Below are 22,407 nucleotides of genomic sequence, written 5' to 3'. Positions count from 1 at the left end.
CTAAAAACCTTTTTTGTGCCTGACTGTTTAAAAAATCTGCTCAGTCCTTTAGATGCTGTAACTCACTACTTTTAGGGTAATCATCTAATCATCGATCATGACACTTGTCATAATGGAGCGTACTTGACAAGGTGTCATCTTCTGGATGATATCATCTAAATCAGGTTTTTCGGTTAAGCCTAACCAATAGGAAAATCCTACTTGCGTTAAGTCTACACCGCTGTGAGTCGTATAACCAATGCCACCTGATGGGCGGCTGTTAATCTCAAGGACGCGCTGCTGGCCAGTATCATCTGCCTTAGTCTGTACACTGACGATACCATCGCAGCCGAAAACTTTAATCAATGGAATGACGACATTCATAACTGAACGCTCATAGCCGATGTGCTGGATTTTACCGGTTTTATGGCGAGTGATTGCTGCTAAGACTTCACCATATTCGCACACGACATCGATAGAATACTCTTGCCCGGATAAGTAAGGCATCAACAGCATTGGGATAGGGCGTTCGTGTATCATTTGGCTATTAGTATAGGCATTCAAAAACTGGTCGGTACTAATCTTCTTCTCTTCGGTAAAGTACAGATGCTCAAAGCTATCGTAGGTCCCATCCTCTTCTTTACCTGAATCAAGTCGCCAAAATCCTTGTGCAAATATACCGGTAACAGGCTTAACGCATAAGGGTTGATGACCATGTTCGGCAAGTAAAGCGTCAAGTTCAGCAGTATTATCAAAACGCCACGCATCTGCAACTGGAATATTATGCAAGTGGCAATGCTGCATAAAGGCAAACTTGTCATCGATTGATTCTAATGCTGCTACGCTAGTTGCCCCTGTCAATAGACGAATACCAGCCGCACTAAATGCTTCGCGCTGCGCCTCGTAGTCGATACCATTGCGACCCGTAAGTAGCACTTTCACGTTATGCTGCTTGGCTTGTTCCAGTACAAATTGCCAGCGTGGAATAATAGCTTCGGGTATCGGTTGCTCATTATCATCTAAGGGATTTAAAGATGGCTCAAGGTAAAAACTATCAGCAAATTCAAAAATCTCAGGTCTATTTTGGCGATGGGACGCAATGATATTAAATGGCGTATCAGATCTGGTTTTTAGGGATTGCAAGCTTGCTAACATATCACGCTGGCTGGATTGACCTTCAGCTAACCAAGCGGCTACTGTTGTATTATGATTGGTGTTTTCAGGGTTATCCATAGTTCTCTCAGCGTTATAATAAATTTTATAGGTAGTTAGATAAATCGAGATAATTATCAAAGAGTGGTTGCTTAGCGTATGCTCCATTATATACAACTGCCAGCAGTTATAAATGCTCCTGATGAAATAGTATCAAGGATTTGTAAGGCGGTTTGTTGACTATTTACTTAGCGAGTTTGCTTATTAAAACTCTAGTAATATCCGTGCTACTATATGAAGATAGTTAATACAATAAACAAAACGAGATAATAAGTAATTCAAAGGACATATTATGAGTCAAGCCCAACCTCAAAAACTGGTTGCAGGTGCTAATGCACCACTACCAACTGATAATATTAGTATCAGAATTTTAAGCCAAAATGCTATCGATTGTGCCGCTTATCGCCTAACAAGTGAAGGTAAAGTACGCGGCGATGGTGACATGATATTTTATGGACAGACGCGTAGTGATGATGGTAGCGTGAGTTTCCGAGGTCATGATAGCGATGGGTTTTTTGATATCAACTTGCCTGTGCAGCCCGCGAGTATTGATAAGATTGCCCTTGCGTTTTCTAGCGCGCAGACACTGGCTCAAGTCGGCGATGTAGATATTCAAGTGCTGCAAGGTAGCCAAATATTGATGACTTGCCAGCTCAGTAGCACTGGACGTAATGAAAAAGCCATTATCTTAGCTGAATGTTATCGTCGGCAAGGTAGCTGGAAGTTTCGTTTCATCGCTCAAGGTTTTGAAGGTGGTCTTAAACCGTTGTCTGAGCATTTCGGTGTTGAGATTGCTGATGAAGCGCCGACTCAGTCCCAAGCTCAAAGTCAGGCGCAAAGTCAAGCTCAAAACCAGTCACAGGGTCAGTCACAACCTATCAATACCCAAAGACCTATTAACACGCAAAAAGCGGGCAGTTCTGCAAATAAAGCAAGTACACCACCACCGATTCCTACAAGCTCCACTAGCCCTTCAATCAATTTAAGCAAAATCACCTTAACCAAAAACCAATCTAGTATTAATCTTAAAAAACGCGATGATTTTGGCAAAATATCTGTCAACCTAAACTGGAACCAACGCCCAAATATTGACAAGCAAGCGCCTAAAAAAGGCTTGCTAGGCGATTTATTTAAGCAGCATGGTAAAGGCGGTATTGATCTCGACGTTGGTGCAATGATTCATCTGAAAAATGGCGAAAAAACACTGATTCAAGCCTTGGGAAATCGCTTCGGTAATCTACAATCAGCGCCTTATGTGTTGTTACGTGCTGATGATAGAACCGGACAAGTCAGCGGCGGTGAGTGGCTTGATATTAATGGTCAACAGTGGTCACAGATTGAGGAAGTATTCATCTTTGCTTTTATCTACGAAGGTGCACCGAACTGGGCGCAAACGGATGGGGTAGTGACCATTCATGTGCCAGATCAGCCACCCATCGAAACACGATTAACGGAAGGGACAGGCAATTTGCCGATGTGCGGTATTGCACGTTTGGTCAACCAGCAAGGTAGTATCAATGTTGAGCGTATTAACCAATATTTTAAAGGCCATCAAGAAATGGACAAAGCCTTTAACTGGGGATTTAGTTGGAAGCGTGGGCGCAAGTAGGCGCTTCAGCTTTACTTGACATACCAGTTATGATTGCGGTCTAGTGAAAAATCTGATGGTAATTATTAGGTTGATTCTTATGTGCTAAAAGGTTTATATCCACTATAGAAATGAGAGAGTTCGATGTGGGAAATACTGACACAAATGCTATCAAGAATGACCCTTATTATCACTATTGCTTTTTTGATAACTAGACTATCTATCTTTAGAAAAATGATTTACCACCGAGTTGGAATAGTTGACTTATTTTTCTTAACCATGATATTCGGTATGTTTGGAGTAATTGGTAATTATACGGCCCTTGTTGTAGAACCAGGGAACCATACCATTATATCTGATTTATGGAACCCTACTCTTCAATCAAACAATGCAGTAGTGGACACACGAAATATTGGCATCATTATCGGTGGATTTTTTGCAGGTCCGATAGTTGGTGTAGGAGCCTCTCTAATTGCAGGAGCTCATCGCTTACTAATGGGTGGCTTTATCAGCAGCGCTACTTTTTGGGTATCTATTTTAGGCGGTTGCCTTGCAGGATGGTTTGGATATAAGTGGCGCGGAGTAGGTTTAATCAAGCCCAAATATATGTTTTTTATTAGTATTGTTATTTTAACCATTCAAATTTTAGTCATTCCAGTCTTAACTGCCGATCATACTGCTGCTCTTACATTAATTAGTTTTACAGGTCCCCCAATTATCATTATAAATAGTATTGGTATATGGATTTGTGCGATGATTTTTTATAATGCCATACAAGAAGAAGAGCGAACGAGAGCAAATCAAACGGTCAAAACATTCTCAATTGCTGATCAAACCTTTTCCTTATTTCGATCGGGTTTGAATGAAAACTCGGCTAAAAAAAGTACAGAAATTATTAAAAAATTAACTGCTGTAGAGCATGTAGCGATTACTAGAGGGTTACGTGAACTGGCTTATACTGGAGAAGTAACCAATCAAAAGAGAAATGATAAAGAAGATTTGATTTCGCGTAAGTTAGTTTTAGCAACGGGCAAATCCGTATTAAATGAATCAAAGTCAAAATGGCTGTTTTCGAATAAACCTAATAGTAGAGCTTCTGTGGTAGTCCCATTTTGCGTAAAAAATAAGGTAATTGGTACCCTGAGCTTCTACTATAGAAGCTCAGCACACATTACTTCCGTCGAAAAAGAGTTGATCGAAGGATTAGGGAAGCTGTTCTCAAATCAGTTAGAGCTTGGTGAGATTGAGCGTCATAACCAACTACTACAAAGTGCAAAAATCGAATCACTACAATCCCAACTGCAACCGCATTTTTTATTTAATGCTCTTAATACTATCGTCGCTTTATGTAGAATTGATCCAATGCTGGCGCGAAATCTATTAGTACATTTATCAACTTATTTACGAAATAATTTGACAGGTATTGGCGATTTTTTGGTCCCTATCCATAAAGAAATGGATAATGTACAGGCCTATTTAGCTATTGAGCAAGCTCGCTTTCCAGACAAGTTTGCGATGCGTATAGAGATAGATTCTGATTTAATGGATTATCTTATTCCTCCATTTATCATTCAACCCTTAGTTGAAAACGCGATAAAGCATGGTGGATTTAAAAGGTTACAAGTAAAAGGTGCGGTTTGTATTGAAATTAAAAAAGTATCAGAGATCTTAATTTCAATCAAAGTATCTGACAATGGCGTTGGTATTGAATCAAACCGAATAGTGGATTTAGGTGAGCGTGTTGTAACCTCGTCTAAAGATGGAAGTGGTACTGCACTTTTTAATATAAAAGAACGACTGACAGCATTGTATAATCAAGAGGTCCGCTTTAGTGTAGATAGTGATATTGGTATAGGAACTTGTGTTTCAATTATATTGCCAGCTAAAGATTAGGGAAGAATGCGGATGAATGTGTATGTTATTGAGGATGAGATATTAGCTAGGCAAGAGCTGATTTATCTTCTACATGATACAGGGAAGATAAAAGTGATCGGTGAGGCAGAAGACACGCATCAGGCGTTATGGGATATTAATGAGAAGCAACCCGACGCTGTGTTTTTGGATATAGAACTTGAAAATGGTAACGGCCTTGATCTTGCAAAGCAATTTAACAATATGAAAAAACGTCCTATGGTTGTATTCGTAACTGCTTATGGTGAGTACGCATTAGACGCCTTTGAGCTTGATGCTATAGATTATATCGTTAAGCCCATTGATAAAGTCAGGCTACTAAAAGCGGTGGACAAGTTAGCAAACTTGAATAGTACGTCTCATTTAGAGAATAATGTTGAACTCGTACCCTCAATAAATAAAGAGAAAAAACATAGCATTACAGTAAAAGAAAATGATCGAATCATTGTCATCGATACTAAAGATATTCTATATATTGGTACTGAAAATCGTCAAGCTTATATTCAAACTCTAGAAAAAAAATACCTGACAGATACCTTACTTTATAAAATGAAGGAAAAACTTGGTAGTAATTTTATCCAAGTGCATAGAGGTTATATCGTTAATATCAAACAGATAGCAATTTTAGAGCCTTGGTTCAATAGAACTTATTTAATTGTACTAAAAAATGGCTCTAAAATCTCGGTAAGTCGCTCGTACGTTAAAGCAATCAAAAAAGCGCTTGGATTATAATATGAATAAGAGGGATAGATGTAGGAAACCTCTATCCCTCTTATTTGTGAATGAGATTATCTCATTGTCAGTTATGACCAACCAATAATCTGAGCGATAATTAGCGCGCCAATGGCAATCATGGCCCAAACTGCAAAAATAGGTAAGAAAAAGCGTAACCACTTTTGATAAGGAACACCAGCGATAACTAATGCTGCCATAAAATATCCACTAGTTGGGAAAAGAACATGAGTAAAGCCATCACCAAGTTGATAGGCTAGAACTGCAGTCTGTCTAGTTACACCTACAAGGTCAGCAAGTGGCGCCATAATAGGCATAGTAACAAGGGCTTGTCCACTACCAGAAGAGATCACAAAATTAATTGCTGTTTGAACAAAGTACATGCCAACAGCTGCAAGCTCAGGAGGTAGATCTCCAACTAATACGCCTAAAGAATGTACAATTGTGTCCATAACATTGCCATCTTCTAAGACTACAGCAACTGCACGAGCTAAGCCAACAATGAATGCTCCCATTAATACATCTTTAAAGCCTTGGTTAAACCCATCACATATTTCAGTAAGCTTAAGACCAGCAATCATTCCAACTACGATGCCCATGATGACAAATAGTCCGGACATCTCTACCATGAACCAACCCTGCTTAAGTACTCCGTATACTAGTACTACGGATAGAATAAGCATTGCGTATGCAGCTAGCTTTTGACGAAATGACATGGTAAGAGCAGTACCGCCGACAATTTGATTAAACTCTATTCTCTTTTCACTGTCCTCTTCATAGACGTAACTTTTAGATGGATTGTTTTTAACTTTCTTTGCATATCTTATAATAAAGAAAATAACTGTAGTGACTGCTAAAACGAATACGATTGAACGTAATCCCATTCCTGAGAATACTGGTAGTCCAGATAACTTTTGTCCAAGCCCCGTATTGATTGGGTTGAGCACACCGGCGCTAAAACCAGCACCAGTTCCACATAGTGCAATTGCAGCAGCCGTTACCGAGTCGTATCCTAAGGCAATAATTAAGGGCATAATGACTGGAATATATACTAATGATAATTCCGGTGTACCAATTAATGTGGCAATAAAAGCAAATGTTGTTGTTAGTACTGCTATTAATAGCAAGCCGTTATTTGCAAATTTTCGAGCTAGCTTATCAACAGCAACTTCGATAATTCCTGTTCTTCTAAGTACCATAAACATACCACCGATAATAAATGTGAAGAACACGACTTCACCTGCATCGATAAGACCTCTAGGCACCGCAGTTAGAAATTCGGTGACACCAACTGGAGTTTGCTCTATAAGATGGTAGGACGTGGCATCAATGGTTGTTCTACCTTCTGGCCCAAGAACTCGGTCGTATTTGCCAGAGGGTACAAAGTGCGTAAGAATAGCTGCAATAGCACTAAATACAAATAATATGACGTAAATATGCGGCATCTCAAATTTTTTCTTTTGCGTACTCACTAAATCTGTATTATCAATTTTGTTCTTTGACATGCCGTTTACTCCAAATAATCCGTTTTAGAGAATGTGATGTATCTTTCAATAGAAACTAAACTGTAATATAGAAACGGCTTATAGTGTCGTGAGACGTACGAGATGAGCATATAGGTGACCAGTTGTACATTATGAGTAACGAGTTGCACACTTCTATACTATTTAGAAGTTATCAGGAGAGTGATAAAACCTCCTATTGAAGTTTTAGCTGATAAGTGTGGTAGAAAGAGGAAGTAGAGAGAAATAATCAAAGAGCTTTAATTTAATATTAATAATTTGCAAATTAAAAAGCCCAGCTATTATAAATAACTGGGCTTTTTTGACATTCTATACGCTACTATAATAGCGATCTATTTATGCATGCGGTGTAATAGCAGGCATCAAATCATGGAACGTGCGACCAGAAGCGGTTTCGCCAATAGCATGCATCTTCCATTCATCGTTGTGGCGGTATACTTTTGCCATAACCATTGCCGTATGACTACCTTGTGCAGATAGGTTGTAGCGTGCTACTTCTGAGTTATTATCAGCATTGACGATACGGCAAAATGCATTCTCTACTGTTTCAAACGTCTGTCCAGTAAAGCTATTAACGGTAAAGACCAATGACACCACATCAGCAGGTACTTTTGACAGATCAACGTTGATTACTTCATCATCACCGTCACCATCGCCAGTGCGGTTATCACCTGTATGAACGATACTGCCATCTTTTGATTTAAGCTGACTGAACCAAATAGCATCGACGGGCTGTTTATTGCTATCAAACATAATGCATGAAGCATCTAAGTCGATAGAGTCGCCGCCAGTGCCGCCGCCAAACAACTTACCTAAGAAGCCGCCTTTTTTGTCTTGAGGTCCTTGTGCGACATCCCAACCAAGACCTAGCTTCACTTGGGTAAGGTTGCCACCAGCTTCTTTGCTTAGGGATATTTTTTGACCCTTTTGTAAACTAACTGCCATGATAAGATCCTTATACCAACTCCAAAAAATATGATTAGCTGTGTCAAACTTGCTTAGTCTACAAGACGTAGTACTTGCACTCGTTTTCCTCGCTACTCTAGTTTTTGTGAATGGTATTATAATAATTGTGAGTGGAATAGTTTAAAAATTTAGTTATAAGATATTGTCTAGAAAGCCACCACTACCGCCGCGACCCCCTGAGCTAGTACCCAAGATGCTTTGTAGCCAACCTTGATAGCTGTCCCGATTGCGTGAGCAGATGATAACCTTACCTGTACCTGAGAAGTTCAAAACCATACCTTCACCACTGGTGACCGAATTGATAATGTTACTCATGATACCTTTTTTCTTACTGGTAGAGACCGACAGCTTATAATCTAGGTTTGAATCCCAGCAGACGACATGACCGTTATCGATGATAACGTCTTTATCTGGAGTTACGTCAATCTCAAATAGCGAGCCGAAACCCGATACCACGACCTGACCTTGCCCTTGGGTTTGCATAACCATAAAGCCACCAGTGTCACCGAATACAGCTCCGCCAAGGTTGCGCTGGATGTTCGCTCTGATATCCACGCCAGTTTGGGCGGCAACAAAAGCACCGTCACTCAACGTGTATTGCTGCTTGCCAACATCAATAATTTGCATATCACCGTCTAGGGTAGGCGCAAGCAAACAATCGCCCTCACCATTGACCGCTTCAATCTGCTGCTGAAAAAGTGATTCATCATTAGCGAAACGGCGCATTAATGACTGCACCAAGCCGCCTTGCAACTTACCTTTAAGCTCAAGATTGGATTCCATCATCACCATTGCATTAGCTTCGCAATAAATCGAATCGCCTTTTTTAAGGTTGCAATGCAAAAATGGCTCAATGGTACCGATTAGGCTAAACGTGGCAGTCATGGGTAGCAAATCCTTATTCTAGTTCTTGGTTTATCTTAAGATTTATTTTCAAACACTAGTCTTTAAATAAAATTTTTCAAGGTCCATTTACTTTTAAAGCTATCAAGTGCTTTTAACACACTTGATAGCTTATATAGAGTGCAATCAGCTATCCGACTGAACTCTTGTACTTATAAACGATTAGAGTCAAAAACTAAACATTTACGCCATAAGAGGCTGCTAATGGTCCAAGACCACCACTGAAGCCTTGACCAACAGCACGGAATTTCCAATCGCCACTGTGACGATACAATTCACCGAAGATCATCGCAGTTTCAGTACTACCATCTTCTGATAGGTCGTAGCGTGCGATTTCAGAATCGCCATTGTCGTTTACAACACGAATATAAGCTTCAGCCACTTGACCGAAGTTTTGATTACGGTTTTGACCTTCATAAATGATAGCGCAGATAGCTACTTTGCTGACATCAGAAGGAATGCTAGCAAGGTTGATTTTGATTTTTTCATCATCGCCATCGCCTTCACCGGTACGGTTATCACCAGTATGCTCAACTGCGCCATTGTCTGACTTTAAGTTGTTAAAGAAGATAAAATCTTGGTCGTTACGGACTTTGCCTGCTTCATTAACCAAAAAGCCGATAGCGTCTAAGTCAAATTCTTGACCGTCAGTAGCGCGTGGATCCCAGCCAAGACCAACAGTAATATTGGTTAAACCTGGTGCTTCTTTTGATAAGTTTACGTTGCCGCCTTTCGTTAAGCTAATAGCCATATAAATATCCTTTAGATTAATAATTGAGTGGATTGGGTTTTGAACAAATGAGCTAAAAATAATGCAGTAATTTATCCGTAAGAGCAAACAGTAAGTATATTTACCTGCACGCCACGTCCTGCATATCATTACGTTTTACTATACTAAGCGTTTGCCCACTAAGCAAGGCGAATTTTGTGAGCTTACCATATGCTTACTAAGGGACATAATAATCATGCATCTCTGATACTTTTTAACAATCCCAGCAATAGTCGTTAAGACATTGTTATCAAAAAGTAAATTCATCAATAGTCGCAAATTGCGTAGAAAACATCATAATAAAATGACAAATAATTTTATAAGAGTATTAATGTAAGAAATATTAAAAGTTTACCCAAAAACGAAAACAGGCTATACCAAACGTATTGGTATAGCCTGTTGTTAGTTCGATATCAATTTAAATTAAGTGGAGTTATATTTAATGTCCAACTAACCTCAAGTGATAGATTTCGCTTCTTCCTTACGGTACTTAAGTGAGGCAAGCAATGCCCAGCCAATAAAGGCAATACCAATAAGACCAGTAATAATCTCTGGCACATGGAATTTCACCGATAGTAGCATGATAATTGCTAATGCACCGATAGCATAATGTGCACCATGCTCAAGGTAGATAAACTCATCAAGCGTGCCTTTGTCTACTAAGAAGATGGTCATAGAACGCACGAACATTGCACCAATAGCAAGGCCTAGCATAATGACAATAACGTCATTGGTAATAGCAAATGCACCAATAACACCATCGAAACTGAACGAGGCATCAAGGACTTCTAAGTATAAGAAACCGATAATACCACCTTTCATAATAGCGCTAGTCGCCGCTGCGCCTGAGCCACTTTCTTCGTTTTCTAAATCTTCTTCAAGATCACCCTCAAGCATACCAGATATAACCTGTACGCCAAGGTAAACTAGGATACCCCAAACACCAGCGATTAATACCGCAGAAGCTTGCTCTGCACTGGCCCATGTTACGGCAATCATTAAGACTATAAGGGCGACGAATACGCTCATAGCATCGACTTTGCCGAGTTTAGCCAAGCGACTCTCAAGCCACTCAAACCAGTGCACGTCTTTATCATCGAATACGAAGTTTAAGAAGACCAACAATAAGAAAATACCACCAAATGCTGAGATTTCAGCATGATGTGCCATTAATCTTGCTGAGTATTCTTCAGGATTATACAAGGCTAAGTTGATCACTTCCATCATGCCAAGATCAGCGGTAACCGCGACGATGACAATAGGGAAGACCAAGCGCATACCAAATACCGCGATTAAAATACCAACGGTTAAGAAAATCTTTTTCCAAAATTCGTCCCAGCCTTTAAGGACTGAGGCGTTGACCACCGCATTATCAAATGATAATGAAATCTCCATGACGGCCAAAATAGCAGTAATAGATAGGGTGGCAATCAAGCCGCCCATACCGCCATGTGAATATCCCCACCACGCCGCTACCGCTAAGGCAATGGCCGTGAAGATAAAGTCTAAATAAAAATGTCTCATGACACATCCTGTCTGGTTGCGTAAAGCTAAGGTCGGCCTATTATAGACACTAACCACAAAAAAGCGGCTATTGCTAACCACTTTTTATGCATAATTTTAAACGAAACATAAAGCATTACTAGTCGTTTGGCTAACAATAATTGTGACTGTTTCGCAACTATATTAAATATTGATAGCTGATAAGTAGCTACTTCATATTTTGGATGTGATAACTATTCTAATATCAGTTTAAGTACTAACTTAGATATCAACACCATATTGCTGGCACATCGCTTGTAAGCCACCTGAGTAGCCTTGACCAACGGCACGGAATTTCCACTCACCGTTATGACGATAAACTTCGCCAAATACCATGGCAGTCTCAACAGAATAGTCTTCTGCTAAATCAAAACGTACGACTTCAGTACCCGTCTCTTCGTTAACCACACGGATAAAAGCATTCGCTACTTGGCCAAAGTTTTGACTACGAGCAGCAGCATCATGAATAGTAACGGTTACGACGATTTTATCAACGTCAGCAGGTACTTGGGTCAGGTTTACTTTGACGAGTTCATCATCACCATCGCCTTCGCCAGTACGGTTATCACCAGTATGCTCAACCGCGCCATTGTCAGACTTAAGCTGGTTATAAAAGATAAAGTCATGATCACCGCGTACTTTGCCAGCCGTGCTTAGCAAAAAGACACTGGCATCAAGATCGAACTCAGCGCCAGAAGTTGCGCGCTCATCCCAGCCAAGACCGATAAGCAGCTTAGTTAAATTTGGGTCAGTTTTGGTTAGCGATAAGTTACCGCCTTTATTAAGTGATAAAGCCATGGGATTGTCCTTGTTATTAGGGGAAGTTAAACGTTTTGTTGAGAGATTTGAGATTAAGATTGTGCAAGAAAAAGCGATGTTGAGCCAAAACTGGCGCAAGACCAACGCTTAATAACGCTCTATCATAACAACAAAAAATGACCCAATCAAAGCAGATTAGGTCATTGTTGCGTTTAATATAAAATTGACTATAAAACCTAAAATTTAGCGGCTTAAACTGCTTTGATTACTATTTTCAATTGTCTATTGCCTTATAAACTCTGACGGTGACGAATCTCAAAACTTTGATGAATCGGTTTTTTAACATTAAAATCAAAGCCAATCGTTTTTTGGGTAATATCGATAATATCGTAACGTTCGGTCAACTGCTCATCCAGCTCAAAGCGGGTAAAGTTGTTAGAAAAATACAATACGCCATCAGAGGTTAAGCGATTCATTGCACGATTGATGAGAGCAGCATGGTCGCGCTGCACATCAAAAGTACCTTGGAACTTTTTAGAGTTCGAAAAGGTCGGTGGATCAATAAAGATAATGTCAAATTGCTCGGTATTGTCTTTAATCCACTCAAAGATATCAGCAGCTACAAATTGATATTTGCTACGACTAACGTCCAGACCATTAAGCACAAAGTTTTGCTTGCCCCAATCTAGATAATTCTGTGATAAATCAACACTGGTGACTTTTTTAGCACCAGCTAATGCCGCGTGCACACTAGCCGTACAAGTATAGGCAAACAAGTTCAGTACGGCTTTGCCACGACTGTTGTCTTTGATACGCGCACGCATATTGCGATGGTCAATGAAAAGACCTGTATCGAGATAATCAGTGAAGTTGACATAAAAGTACGCGCCGTCTTCACGAGCCACATAAAATTTGCCACGCTTTTCGACATTGCCTTGTTTGCTATATTGGTCATTACCAGACTGGCGCGCACGAGTTTTGATAAAGATTTGTTCGCGGTTAATGTCGAACACTTCACGAATACCCATCAACGCCAAATTAAAGCGCTTTTTGGCTGTTTCAGGTGGAATGGTTTTAGGCGGTGCATATTCTTGCACGTGTGCATAATCGCCATATAAGTCGATAGCGACTTTGAAGTCAGGCAAGTCAGCATCGTAGACACGCACATTACTCACGTTGTCTTTTTTGGCGAGCTTTTTAAGTTTGGCAAGATTTTTTTGCAAGCGATTAATAAAGTCCTGTCCATCTTCCACTTCAATCTCACGCTTCTCAAAGCGACTAACGAGATTGCCCGTTTGCCCAGCGATCAGGATGCCATAGCGGAAATAAACAGTGATAGCACCATTATGACAACGTAACGTTTTTGGTTCTTTAATCGGTAAGATATCAACCTGTTCGACATTTGAGGCCAATATGCCAAGCATCGGATCGACACCGCTACCTGCAAAGCTATCTTGTAAGATAAGCCCTAATGCTTGATATAACGGCTTAATCATTTCTTCATCACCCAAACGCTCACCATAAGGTGGGTTAGTAATGATTAAAGGATTGCTTAATCTACCATCGTCGGCCAGCGGCTTTAGAACAGTACTTAGTTGATCGAGGGCGCGAGTCTCAAGGTCAAGTAGCGGCAGCAAATCTTGCAAACCTGCAGCAATCAGGTTCTTTTCTGTCGCGAGAATTGCGCCACTATCCGCATCAAAACCCAAAATTAGCGGTAGGGTATCTGGCTGCTCGTTAGCGATTGCTAAGGCTTCTCGGAAGCGTGTTTGGGCATCACCAATCATCTGTTGCCATAATGCATCATCATGATGTTGCCACTGGTAAAAGCCAAACTGATTGGCGGCTTTATCGATACCAACCGCATAATCGCAATGCATGAGCAGCGCTTCAATGATAAATGTTCCAGAGCCACACATCGGATCGACCAAAGCATTATAGAAAGGCGCATTGCCAGCGTCGTTTTTCTTATGCCAGCCTGCGCTGTAGAGCAAAGCCGCTGCCAAGTTTTCTTTTAATGGCGCTTCTGTCATTGCCACGCGATAACCACGGCGATGCAAACTGGTACCTGATAAATCTAGATACAGCTCAGCTTGTTTATCATTGACAGTTGCAAACACAGAAAAGTCTGGGTTTTTACTATCAACGTTAGGACGACTGTCATAAACTTCATTAAAAGTATCCGCAATCGCATCTTTGATACGCAGCATAGCAAACTGCTGACTGACGGCAACGCGCTTATCGACAGATAGACGAATAGCAAACGTTTGCTCTAAGCTAAATTGCTCAGTCCAGTTGACCGATTTTGCCAGACCGTAAAGCTGCTCAGCCACATCATATTCAGTATTGATGTTTTTGCGTTTAATTAACATCAATACTCGCGAGGCCACCCGTGACCAGAGGCAAATCGTATAGAGATCACGTAACGTACCTGTAACGGTCAGACGACCTGTACTTTTAATGTCACTTGCAATCCCAAAGCTTGTCAGCTCAGTTTGTAGCGGTGCCTCAAGCCCATCGGCGCAGGTAATGATAAGGTCAAGCGACAACTCTGGCGAAGAAGCTGTTGAAGATGCGGGCGAGGTTGTTTCGGTCATACGGATACCTGTGGCTAAATTAATAAGTAATGCACATCATACAATAAGATGTTTAACCGGTAATTTTACCATATTTCAAGATAGGATGGTTTAAAGTGGTTATGTTTAAAAGCTCTTAACCCAAAAATACTTGGTTTAAAAGGCTGTGTTTGAGATGTAAAAAATTCATACACTCTAATACCGTTACTTATCATTCTTTGTCATTGAAACTTCTTCTGATACGATCTGAGTCGTGGTCGCAAAGGGTTTAGTAGCGATAGGATAATCGACGTCTTTTGGCATGAGTAAACGCATATGAGGGTAGGGGGTTGAGATATTCGCGGCATCAAAAGCGCGCTTGATATCTTCTTGTAGGCCTTCTTTAATTTTGGGCATACGAGCCACGGCGGCTGGCTTAACCCAAAAACGCACGATAAAAAACACTCCGTATTCGCCAATCTCCGCTACTGTTGCTGAAGTTTCAGGACGACTGAGTACTACATCGGTGTCAGTAAGTACTTGCAAGATCTCCTTGCGTGCAGTGTCAATATCATCCTCAAAAGCAATACGCATACGAATATCAAATCGTATAAAGTTTTTGGAGGTTAGGTTGGTAACCTCGGACGAGGCTACATTAGAATTTGGGATAATAACGGTGATGTTATCTCGAGTTAAGATATGGGTTGTACGCAGCGAAATGAGGACAACGCGTCCTTCTTGGTCGTTGATATTAATCCAGTCGCCAACTTGAAATGATTGTTCAAGCAAAATAGTAATACCAGCGATAAAGTTGGCGAGCGTTGACTGGGCAGCAAAGCCAACCGCCAAGCCAACGATGCCCAAACCAGCTACCAGCGACACAATATCGAAGCCAAATTGTGCCATGACGCTGGCCAGTCCCAGTACCCAAATCAGTACAGATAAAATATTCTTAAGTAGCTGTTCAATAGAAGCATTAAGGCCATAATGTTGCAATACTCTATGAATAATTTGTCCCGATGATGCCCATAATATATAGTAGATACCCGCCCAAGTACTGGCTTTTGCTGTAGCTTTGACAGTACTTGGCTCAAAGTTAATCTGACTCATAATTGCGATTAAGCTGGCAACCACCCATATGTAACGCAGCACTGAACGTGCAATATTGTTACGGCGTTCATTAAAGCGAAAGCGTGCTTTATTGTGTTTAATAATATAAATGGTCAGCCAATAAAAAAATCCTAATATCGCAAGCAGTATTAGGATTTTGATGCCAGTGCTAACCAACTCTACCGCTTGAGAGGACCAATCGAAAGAGTCTTCCTCTACTGAGCCACCAAGAGCAAGATATAAGCTAGTATGCAGGTCACGGATAATCTCTTCAAAAAAATCAGTAATACCAGCAATTGCCATCGTCTTGTCCATGCAAAGTTAAGTTTCAAATTCTGTCAGCTTAATACCGATCAACCATGACCTGAGTCATGGCTGGCACTACGCCTATCTCTTATTTGAAAGTGTAACCGAGCAGGTGATTAAAAGCTATCTTCCTGTGCATCTTGAGATTGATAAGGTATTTTCATTTTATGCTGTACATCGCGTAGAGCAGTGCGTAGACCTTCCAAAATAGTAGGGTGGTAAAAAGGGGTATCAAGTAATGCTTTGACGCTTAAATCATTGGTAATCGCGGTGGCTAATATATGTCCGATATACTCGGCATCAGGACCAACCATACTAGCGCCTAGAACTTTATCAGTCTTTTTACAACCATAGATGTGCAATAGGCCACAATTGACTCCCATCACACGGCTACGTCCTTGATTATCAAAACTGACGCTACCAACCACATATTCAAGATCTGGATTTTGCTGGATTTCTGGTAGAGACAGGCCAACGTTGACAATTTGTGGTGAGCAAAAAACGATTGAAAAAGGAATAGCAGGTGGACGTATATAAGCATCCGCTTCGTTTTTACAAACCATACTGCCCGCACTATACCCTTCATCACTGGCCACGTGTAATAGAGGGATATTCGCATTAGCGTCACCAACGATATAAACATCAAGATTACCGATTTGTCCGGTCTTTTTATCTAGTTGTTTTGGGCGGTTTTTATCATCAAGCTCAACACCTAGGTTTTCAATGCCCAATTGCTCGATATTGTTACGGCGACCAGTTGCGACCAGTACATACTCACCTTGCCATTGCTGTGACTGACCAGCACTATCTTCATAATCAATGAAAGCAATCGACCCTTTAGCATTATCTGCTACTTGGGTACCCACATCATTGATTTTACTGCCTAGATGCATCGTTAATTCGCGACTTAAGCAATCGATGGCTTTATTACTAATATCAGGATCTTTAAGCCCAGCCACCCGTTTGACTCGATTAAATACTGTTACATCTACGCCCAATCGTTGAAATGCTTGAGCAAGCTCTAACCCAATAGCACCTGAACCGACCACTGCCATGGATCTTGGTAAGTCGGTAAGTTCAAAGGCAGTGTCAGAGGTTATCATGGTATCGCCAAGTCTATCAGCCCAGCCATCTGGAATGAATGTTGAACTACCAGTAGCGACGATGATTTTCTCAGCTTCTATCAGCTCATCATTTACCTCAATCAGTCCTTGCTTATTGATATGAGCACGGCCATCTATTTTTTTATCTTCAGGCCAGCCTTCGACCTGTTTTTTGATATAGCTGGCAAAATGGCTACGCTCATCACGGACCCGCTCCATCACTCGTTTGCCATCTATCTGAGCAGTAGCATGAATACCGAAATCTGCAGAATGGTTGGCCTCGTATGCACGATCAGCCGCTGCAATTAATAGCTTACTCGGCATGCAGCCAACTTGGATACAAGTCGTTGTCCAAAATCCATCATTAATAATGACAACGTTATCATTGGTTTTTCTGGCTTGGCGAAAGGCGTTTTGGCCCGCAGTGCCAGCGCCAATTACAGCTACATCTACCTTACGAGTGACGTTGCCATTGGTTTCATTAGATGATTTGCTCATATTGTCCTCAATTAATTAGGTATTCAGATTAATACTTCAGTAGTCGATTATTTTTAATAATAGCTTTCAATATTAAAGGTTATCTTAACGTCATACATCTATCTATACGTAGCAAGCTGTTGCAAAAATGTGTAGTCATTTTTTCAAGACTATGTTGACTAGTTCATTAGATTCGAATAGGAACTACGCTAAACGAAAGTAGTTTTGCAGTCACTTCCACATGACTTTTTACCTCAAAATAAAACCATCTATCGTAAAAAAACACCGTCTATCATAAATAAGCAAGCTAATTTGTTAATAAATATTACTAACAAGTCATATTAATGAAAGAAGCTAGATGGGTTTTGGTATGCAAATTGCACAATTCTTAATCAAGTGCTTTATCTTTTTTTACTGACATAAATATAAATGTCGTTTTTATTATAGCAAACCAAATTAACGTTAAAAGACAGTCTGGAAAAAAATCAGATATTCGAAAGAATACCTGATTTTTTTATTCAATATAATGCCTTGTGCTCTAACTTATTGAAATAAAAGACCATAAGTTGCGTTTTTTAAACATGGTAGAGATGGCATCAAGATTTCTGTGTATCAGTGAGAATATAGATTAAGAAACATATCAAACCCTATTATTTAAGGCAATTGCATGGAAAACGTGGGCAAGAGAGCATCTTTATCTACGATTAATGAATGGACTCCTACTAACGCATTAAAAGAAACTCATCTCAAACATTCCAGTGATAGTAAGAGATTTTATCCGGTTAAGATGCAACACCCTGTCATAGCCTCTATGCCATTATTCCTCATCGGTTGTGGAGGAGGTGGCTCATCAAGCGGCTCTAGTACGGCAGGCTCTAGTACGGCAGGCTCTAGTACGGCAGGCTCTAGTACGGCAGGCTCTAGTACGGCAGGCTCTAGTACGGCAGGCTCTAGTACGGCAGGCTCTAGTACGGCAGGCTCTAGTACGACAGGATCTAGTACGGCAGGCTCTAGTACGGCAGGATCTAGTACGGCAGGCTCTAGCACGACAGGATCTAGTACGACAGGATCTAGTACGACAGGCTCTAGTACGACAGGATCTAGTACGACAGGATCTAGTACGACAGGATCTAGTACGACAGGCTCTAGTACGACAGGATCTAGTACGACAGGATCTAGTACGACAGGTCCTAGTACGACAGGTCCTAGTACGACAGGTCCTAGCACGACAAGCCCTGATGCATCCAGCTCTAATCCAACCAGCCCAGCTGAAGATAATATTATGGGGATAGAACCACTGAATGATATTAACGCTGCTAGGTTTTTGCAGCAAGCGCAGTTTTCTTCAACCAAAGCAGAGATTGAAGATCTTAAAAGCATTGGTATAAGTCGATGGTTAAATGAACAATTTTCTATGCCAATCGAGATTACGGGATATAACTGGTTATTGAAAGAAGGGCATAATACTAAAAAAAATCAATATTCTGATAGACCTGGAGACTGGATGGCATGGCAACAATTGCTGTCTTCTAAAGATACTTTACGTAAGCGTATGGCATTAGCACTATCTGAGACTATGGTATTGTCCACTATTGGCTTGAGCCTTCCTCATCCATCATTTGCAGCTGCTGCATATTGGGATCTACTTAATAAGCATGCGTTTGGTAGTTTTAGAGATTTATTGAAGTCAATTACTCTAAATATAGGTATGGGTGCCTATCTAGATTTAAGACACAGTAGAAGAGCCAATGATTCAGGGCGCAGACCAGATGAGAATTACGCTCGAGAAGTCATGCAGCTATTTACCATTGGATTAGTTGAGTTGAATCTTGATGGTACACCTAAATTACGCAATGGCAAACCGATAGAAACTTATAACCAAGAAACCGTCACCAATATTGCTCGAGCTTTAACTGGTTGGACGGTAGATAATAGGTCTAACGTTGATAAATCAGATACTTACGTTGAATTCACGCGTAATCCTATGATTAATATACGGAGCAGGCATGATACTCGTAGCGCAAGCTTTTTTGGGGTGACTGTACCTGAAGGCACAAGTGGCGAGCAAGCACTAGATATCGTGATCGACACTTTATTCAATCATCCCAATGTTGGACCGTTCATAAGCAAGCAGATTATCCAGCGTTTAGTTACCAGTAATCCAAGCCCTAATTATGTAAGGCGAGTCGCTACTATCTTTAATAGCGATAATAAAGGCGAGCGCGGTAACTTAAAGTCAGTTTTAGAAGCTATTTTAACTGATAAAGAGGCTCGCATTCTTCCTGATATATATGAACCAACTATTGGTAAGGTTCGAGAGCCTATGGTTAGGCTGATTCAATGGGTTCATACCTTTAGTAATCGTCAGAGCGAATCAGGTGAGTGGATGGTGAGTACTACCAGTAGTAGAAAATGGTTCCTGAATCAAAGTCCTCTTAGGGCACCCTCAGTATTTAACTTTTTTGATATGGATTATACGCCTAATACAGATGCGTTTATCGATAATGGGATGGTCGCGCCAGAGCTTCAGCTACATAATGTGACCTCTACAGTAGGTTATATTAATCATATAAAACGTGTGATCGAAAAAGGCATTTTTTATGGGTTTATTGAAACTGTCATTGAGATAGCACCAGATTATAGAACAGAGATGAAGTTATATGATCAACCTGAAGAGTTAGTAGATCACTTGAACCTTATCTTATGTGGCGGTCAGATGTCATCTAAAACGATAGGTTTAATAAGATTCGCTTTAAAAGAGTTGACTGATAATTCTCCCGACTGGAAAGAGGATCGCATTCATTTAGCTATATTTATGACTATGGTTAGCCCAGATTATCTCGTACAGAAATAAAAAGACTATTAGAAGCGAATTATTATTATGAGTGAATTATCAAGAAGAGCATTTTTAAAGCGTTTAGGATATCTAACCGCAGCAGGCGTTGCCAATCCTTTCACTATAAATCTTATGGGTATGGCTGAAGCAGCAGCAGCAACGGCAACAGATTATAAAGCCTTGGTTTGTGTGTTTTTAGATGGAGGTAATGATCAGGCTAATACCCTTATTCCTTTCGATTCGAATAACTACAAGACTTATAAAGACGTACGCCAAAGTATTGCTATAGACCAATCAAAGATTCTGCCTTTGATACCATCATCAAGCTTAGCAGACGGACTAAAATGGGGTTTTCATCCCAACCTTCAACGTTTAAATAGCTTATTTCATCTAAAAAAACTGGCGGTCTTACAAAATGTAGGTACTTTAATTCAACCAACCTCGCTTGATGAATACAAAAGAAAAACAGTACCCCTGCCAAATATACTGTTTTCACACTCTACACAGAAAAAAATATGGCAAAGCACTTCTTCTGAAGCGTTTAAGGAAGGCTGGGGTGGAAAGATCGGTGATCTTATTTTGAATCAAAACTCGCAAGCCATGTTTTCTTGTATTAGTACAGCTAACGACTCTCTATTTCTGACGGGAGATAAAACAATCCCACTTAATATTGAATCAAATGGCATTATTCCCATTTCACCAGCACAAGAAAATGCCAGACTTTATGGTTCACGAAAGTGCGCATCGGCTTTTAGAGAGCTTATTACCTCGAATCGTGACAATATTATGGAAAACCATATTAATGAAGTTACATTGCGTTCAATAGACGCTGAATACACTATGTCATCGGCTTTAGAAAGTGCAGGCGAACTGAATACGCAGTTTTCAGCCAATAACTCTTTAGCTGAGCAGCTAGAGGTTGTTGCAAAGCTAATCAAAGCACGCGGCAATTTTGGTGTGAAAAGACAGGTATTCTTTGTGAGTCTTAAAGGTTTTGATACTCACTCTAGCTTATTAAGTAGGCATGGCAAGCAAATGTCATTAGTTGATGATGCATTAGCAAGCTTCTATGAAGCGACTGAAGAATTAAATATGACTCAGAGTGTGACAACCTTTACTGCATCAGACTTTGGCCGTACGTTTAGTAGTAACGGTAACGGCTCTGATCATGGTTGGGGTAGTCATCATATGATTATGGGTGGTGCGGTAAATGGCAAAGACTTTTATGGTCAAAGTCCTGAAATCGGCCTTGATACGGCAGAAGATGTAGGACAAGGGAGAATGTTACCTACCACTTCTATTGACCAGTATTCCGCAACTTTGGCTAAATGGTTTGGCGTACCGAATAGTGATTTAAGACTGATAGCCCCCAATCTTCACAATTTCAATAATCAAGATTTAGGGTTTATGAGAGTCTAGTAAGAGAACGATAGCAGATATAAGAAGCCTTACTAGTACTGATACATATTAATCAGTGTTGGTAAGGCTTTTTATATTCTTATCTATTCTTTCGACCTTAAACTTACTTATTAAGAGGTTAATGTGTCGAGCAAACGCTCAGTATATCCTTTTGCACGTAAATTGCGCTGTGCATGGGTGAGCTCGCCGTCCTTATTAAACACAAATGCTGAGCGCACAAGGCCGATAGTCGTCTTACCATACATGTTTTTTTCTTTAATGACATCGAAGTACTGACATAGCTTTTCATCGCTATCGCTAATCAATGGAATCTGTAAATCATATTTGGTGATAAATTTTTCATGAGACTCAACGCTGTCTCGCGATACACCAATGATGTCATAGCCAAGCGTATCAAAGGCATTAAGATGCTCAGTAAACTCTGTGGCTTGAGTGGTACAACCAGGCGTACTGTCCTTGGGATAAAAATAAAGAATGAGCCCTTTATCGGTATGCTGAACCAACTCTTTTAAACTAATATCATCGTGGATAAAGTTATTATCGAGATTACGTACTATAGTTACTGGAAAATCTGGTAGAACAATGCTTTCTGTTGTTGGCTTAGCCATGTTAAATTCCTTATTATGTCAAACTCAAAAAATATGATTAAAATCATTTAGCCTAATATATGTAGGGTTTATACTTATTTTCAGTATTATTTTAATCTTTGAAAATAGG

17 protein-coding genes are annotated in these 22,407 nt (G+C 40.3%); 5 read left to right on the top strand and 12 right to left on the bottom strand.

Features of this window, described 5'->3' with window-relative positions; genetic code table 11:
* Positions 1-84 precede the first annotated feature (84 nt).
* Positions 85-1,212, bottom strand: coding sequence for an ATP-grasp domain-containing protein (locus tag ACTQ9S_RS03045; RefSeq protein ID WP_440453657.1), 1,128 nt, complete (start codon positions 1,210-1,212; stop codon positions 85-87).
* Between the two features lie 271 nt (positions 1,213-1,483).
* Here ACTQ9S_RS03045 and ACTQ9S_RS03040 point away from each other — a divergent pair, with 271 nt between their 5' ends.
* The 3 genes from ACTQ9S_RS03040 to ACTQ9S_RS03030 all read left to right on the top strand — a co-directional run bounded on the left by ACTQ9S_RS03040 (position 1,484) and on the right by ACTQ9S_RS03030 (position 5,422).
* Positions 1,484-2,800: a TerD family protein gene (locus ACTQ9S_RS03040; RefSeq protein WP_440453655.1), complete on the top strand. Its 1,317-nt coding sequence runs from the start codon at positions 1,484-1,486 to the stop codon at positions 2,798-2,800.
* 123 nt (positions 2,801-2,923) lie between these two features.
* A complete protein-coding gene (locus ACTQ9S_RS03035) occupies positions 2,924-4,672 on the top strand; it encodes a LytS/YhcK type 5TM receptor domain-containing protein (protein WP_082787225.1) in 1,749 nt (582 codons plus the stop codon).
* A gap of 12 nt (positions 4,673-4,684) precedes the next feature.
* Positions 4,685-5,422: a LytR/AlgR family response regulator transcription factor gene (locus ACTQ9S_RS03030; RefSeq protein ID WP_440453653.1), complete on the top strand. Its 738-nt coding sequence runs from the start codon at positions 4,685-4,687 to the stop codon at positions 5,420-5,422.
* 71 nt (positions 5,423-5,493) lie between these two features.
* On the opposite strand, the gene ACTQ9S_RS03025 is transcribed toward ACTQ9S_RS03030, so the two are convergent.
* The 10 genes from ACTQ9S_RS03025 to ACTQ9S_RS02980 form a co-directional block, all read right to left on the bottom strand.
* Positions 5,494-6,927, bottom strand: a complete 1,434-nt coding sequence (locus tag ACTQ9S_RS03025; RefSeq protein ID WP_068328482.1) for a YfcC family protein — start codon at positions 6,925-6,927, stop codon at positions 5,494-5,496.
* Between the two features lie 354 nt (positions 6,928-7,281).
* On the bottom strand, positions 7,282-7,890 hold the full coding sequence (locus ACTQ9S_RS03020; protein ID WP_068036617.1) for a TerD family protein: 609 nt from the start codon (positions 7,888-7,890) through the stop codon (positions 7,282-7,284).
* 153 nt (positions 7,891-8,043) lie between these two features.
* Entirely contained in the window at positions 8,044-8,796 is a 753-nt protein-coding gene (locus ACTQ9S_RS03015) for a TIGR00266 family protein (protein WP_068036615.1), read from the bottom strand.
* Positions 8,797-8,989: 193 nt separating this feature from the next.
* Positions 8,990-9,565 carry a TerD family protein gene (locus tag ACTQ9S_RS03010; protein ID WP_068036612.1) on the bottom strand — a complete coding sequence of 192 codons (576 nt, stop codon included), beginning with the start codon at positions 9,563-9,565 and terminating at the stop codon, positions 8,990-8,992.
* A 474-nt stretch (positions 9,566-10,039) separates the two neighbouring features.
* The gene (locus ACTQ9S_RS03005) at positions 10,040-11,107 is read right to left on the bottom strand and encodes a DUF475 domain-containing protein (RefSeq protein ID WP_068036609.1); all 1,068 of its coding nucleotides are present in this window, start codon (positions 11,105-11,107) and stop codon (positions 10,040-10,042) included.
* 240 nt (positions 11,108-11,347) lie between these two features.
* On the bottom strand, positions 11,348-11,923 hold the full coding sequence (locus tag ACTQ9S_RS03000) for a TerD family protein (protein WP_440453651.1): 576 nt from the start codon (positions 11,921-11,923) through the stop codon (positions 11,348-11,350).
* Positions 11,924-12,174: 251 nt separating this feature from the next.
* Complete coding sequence (rlmKL, locus tag ACTQ9S_RS02995; protein WP_440453649.1) at positions 12,175-14,481, bottom strand: bifunctional 23S rRNA (guanine(2069)-N(7))-methyltransferase RlmK/23S rRNA (guanine(2445)-N(2))-methyltransferase RlmL; 2,307 nt, start codon at positions 14,479-14,481, stop codon at positions 12,175-12,177.
* Between the two features lie 183 nt (positions 14,482-14,664).
* Positions 14,665-15,852 carry a mechanosensitive ion channel family protein gene (locus ACTQ9S_RS02990; RefSeq protein WP_227514047.1) on the bottom strand — a complete coding sequence of 396 codons (1,188 nt, stop codon included), beginning with the start codon at positions 15,850-15,852 and terminating at the stop codon, positions 14,665-14,667.
* A gap of 119 nt (positions 15,853-15,971) precedes the next feature.
* Positions 15,972-17,456, bottom strand: coding sequence for a dihydrolipoyl dehydrogenase (locus ACTQ9S_RS02985; RefSeq protein ID WP_440453648.1), 1,485 nt, complete (start codon positions 17,454-17,456; stop codon positions 15,972-15,974).
* Between the two features lie 753 nt (positions 17,457-18,209).
* On the bottom strand, positions 18,210-18,662 hold the full coding sequence (locus ACTQ9S_RS02980) for a hypothetical protein (RefSeq protein WP_440453646.1): 453 nt from the start codon (positions 18,660-18,662) through the stop codon (positions 18,210-18,212).
* 55 nt (positions 18,663-18,717) lie between these two features.
* Between ACTQ9S_RS02980 and ACTQ9S_RS02975 the strand changes: the two genes are divergently transcribed.
* Positions 18,718-20,289 (top strand): DUF1800 domain-containing protein, encoded by a 1,572-nt coding sequence (locus ACTQ9S_RS02975; protein WP_440453645.1) that lies wholly within the window; start codon positions 18,718-18,720, stop codon positions 20,287-20,289.
* Between the two features lie 27 nt (positions 20,290-20,316).
* Positions 20,317-21,690, top strand: a complete 1,374-nt coding sequence (locus ACTQ9S_RS02970) for a DUF1501 domain-containing protein (protein ID WP_350657013.1) — start codon at positions 20,317-20,319, stop codon at positions 21,688-21,690.
* A 110-nt stretch (positions 21,691-21,800) separates the two neighbouring features.
* On the opposite strand, the gene ACTQ9S_RS02965 is transcribed toward ACTQ9S_RS02970, so the two are convergent.
* Complete coding sequence (locus ACTQ9S_RS02965) at positions 21,801-22,298, bottom strand: peroxiredoxin (protein ID WP_068328442.1); 498 nt, start codon at positions 22,296-22,298, stop codon at positions 21,801-21,803.
* Between the last annotated feature and the right edge of the window lie 109 nt (positions 22,299-22,407).

Origin of the sequence: Psychrobacter sp. ASPA161_9 (assembly GCF_051970275.1) — a bacterium.
Lineage (GTDB): Bacteria > Pseudomonadota > Gammaproteobacteria > Pseudomonadales > Moraxellaceae > Psychrobacter.
The sequence above is the reverse complement of the archived record's forward strand: the minus strand, read 5'-3'. Positions and strand labels throughout refer to the sequence as shown.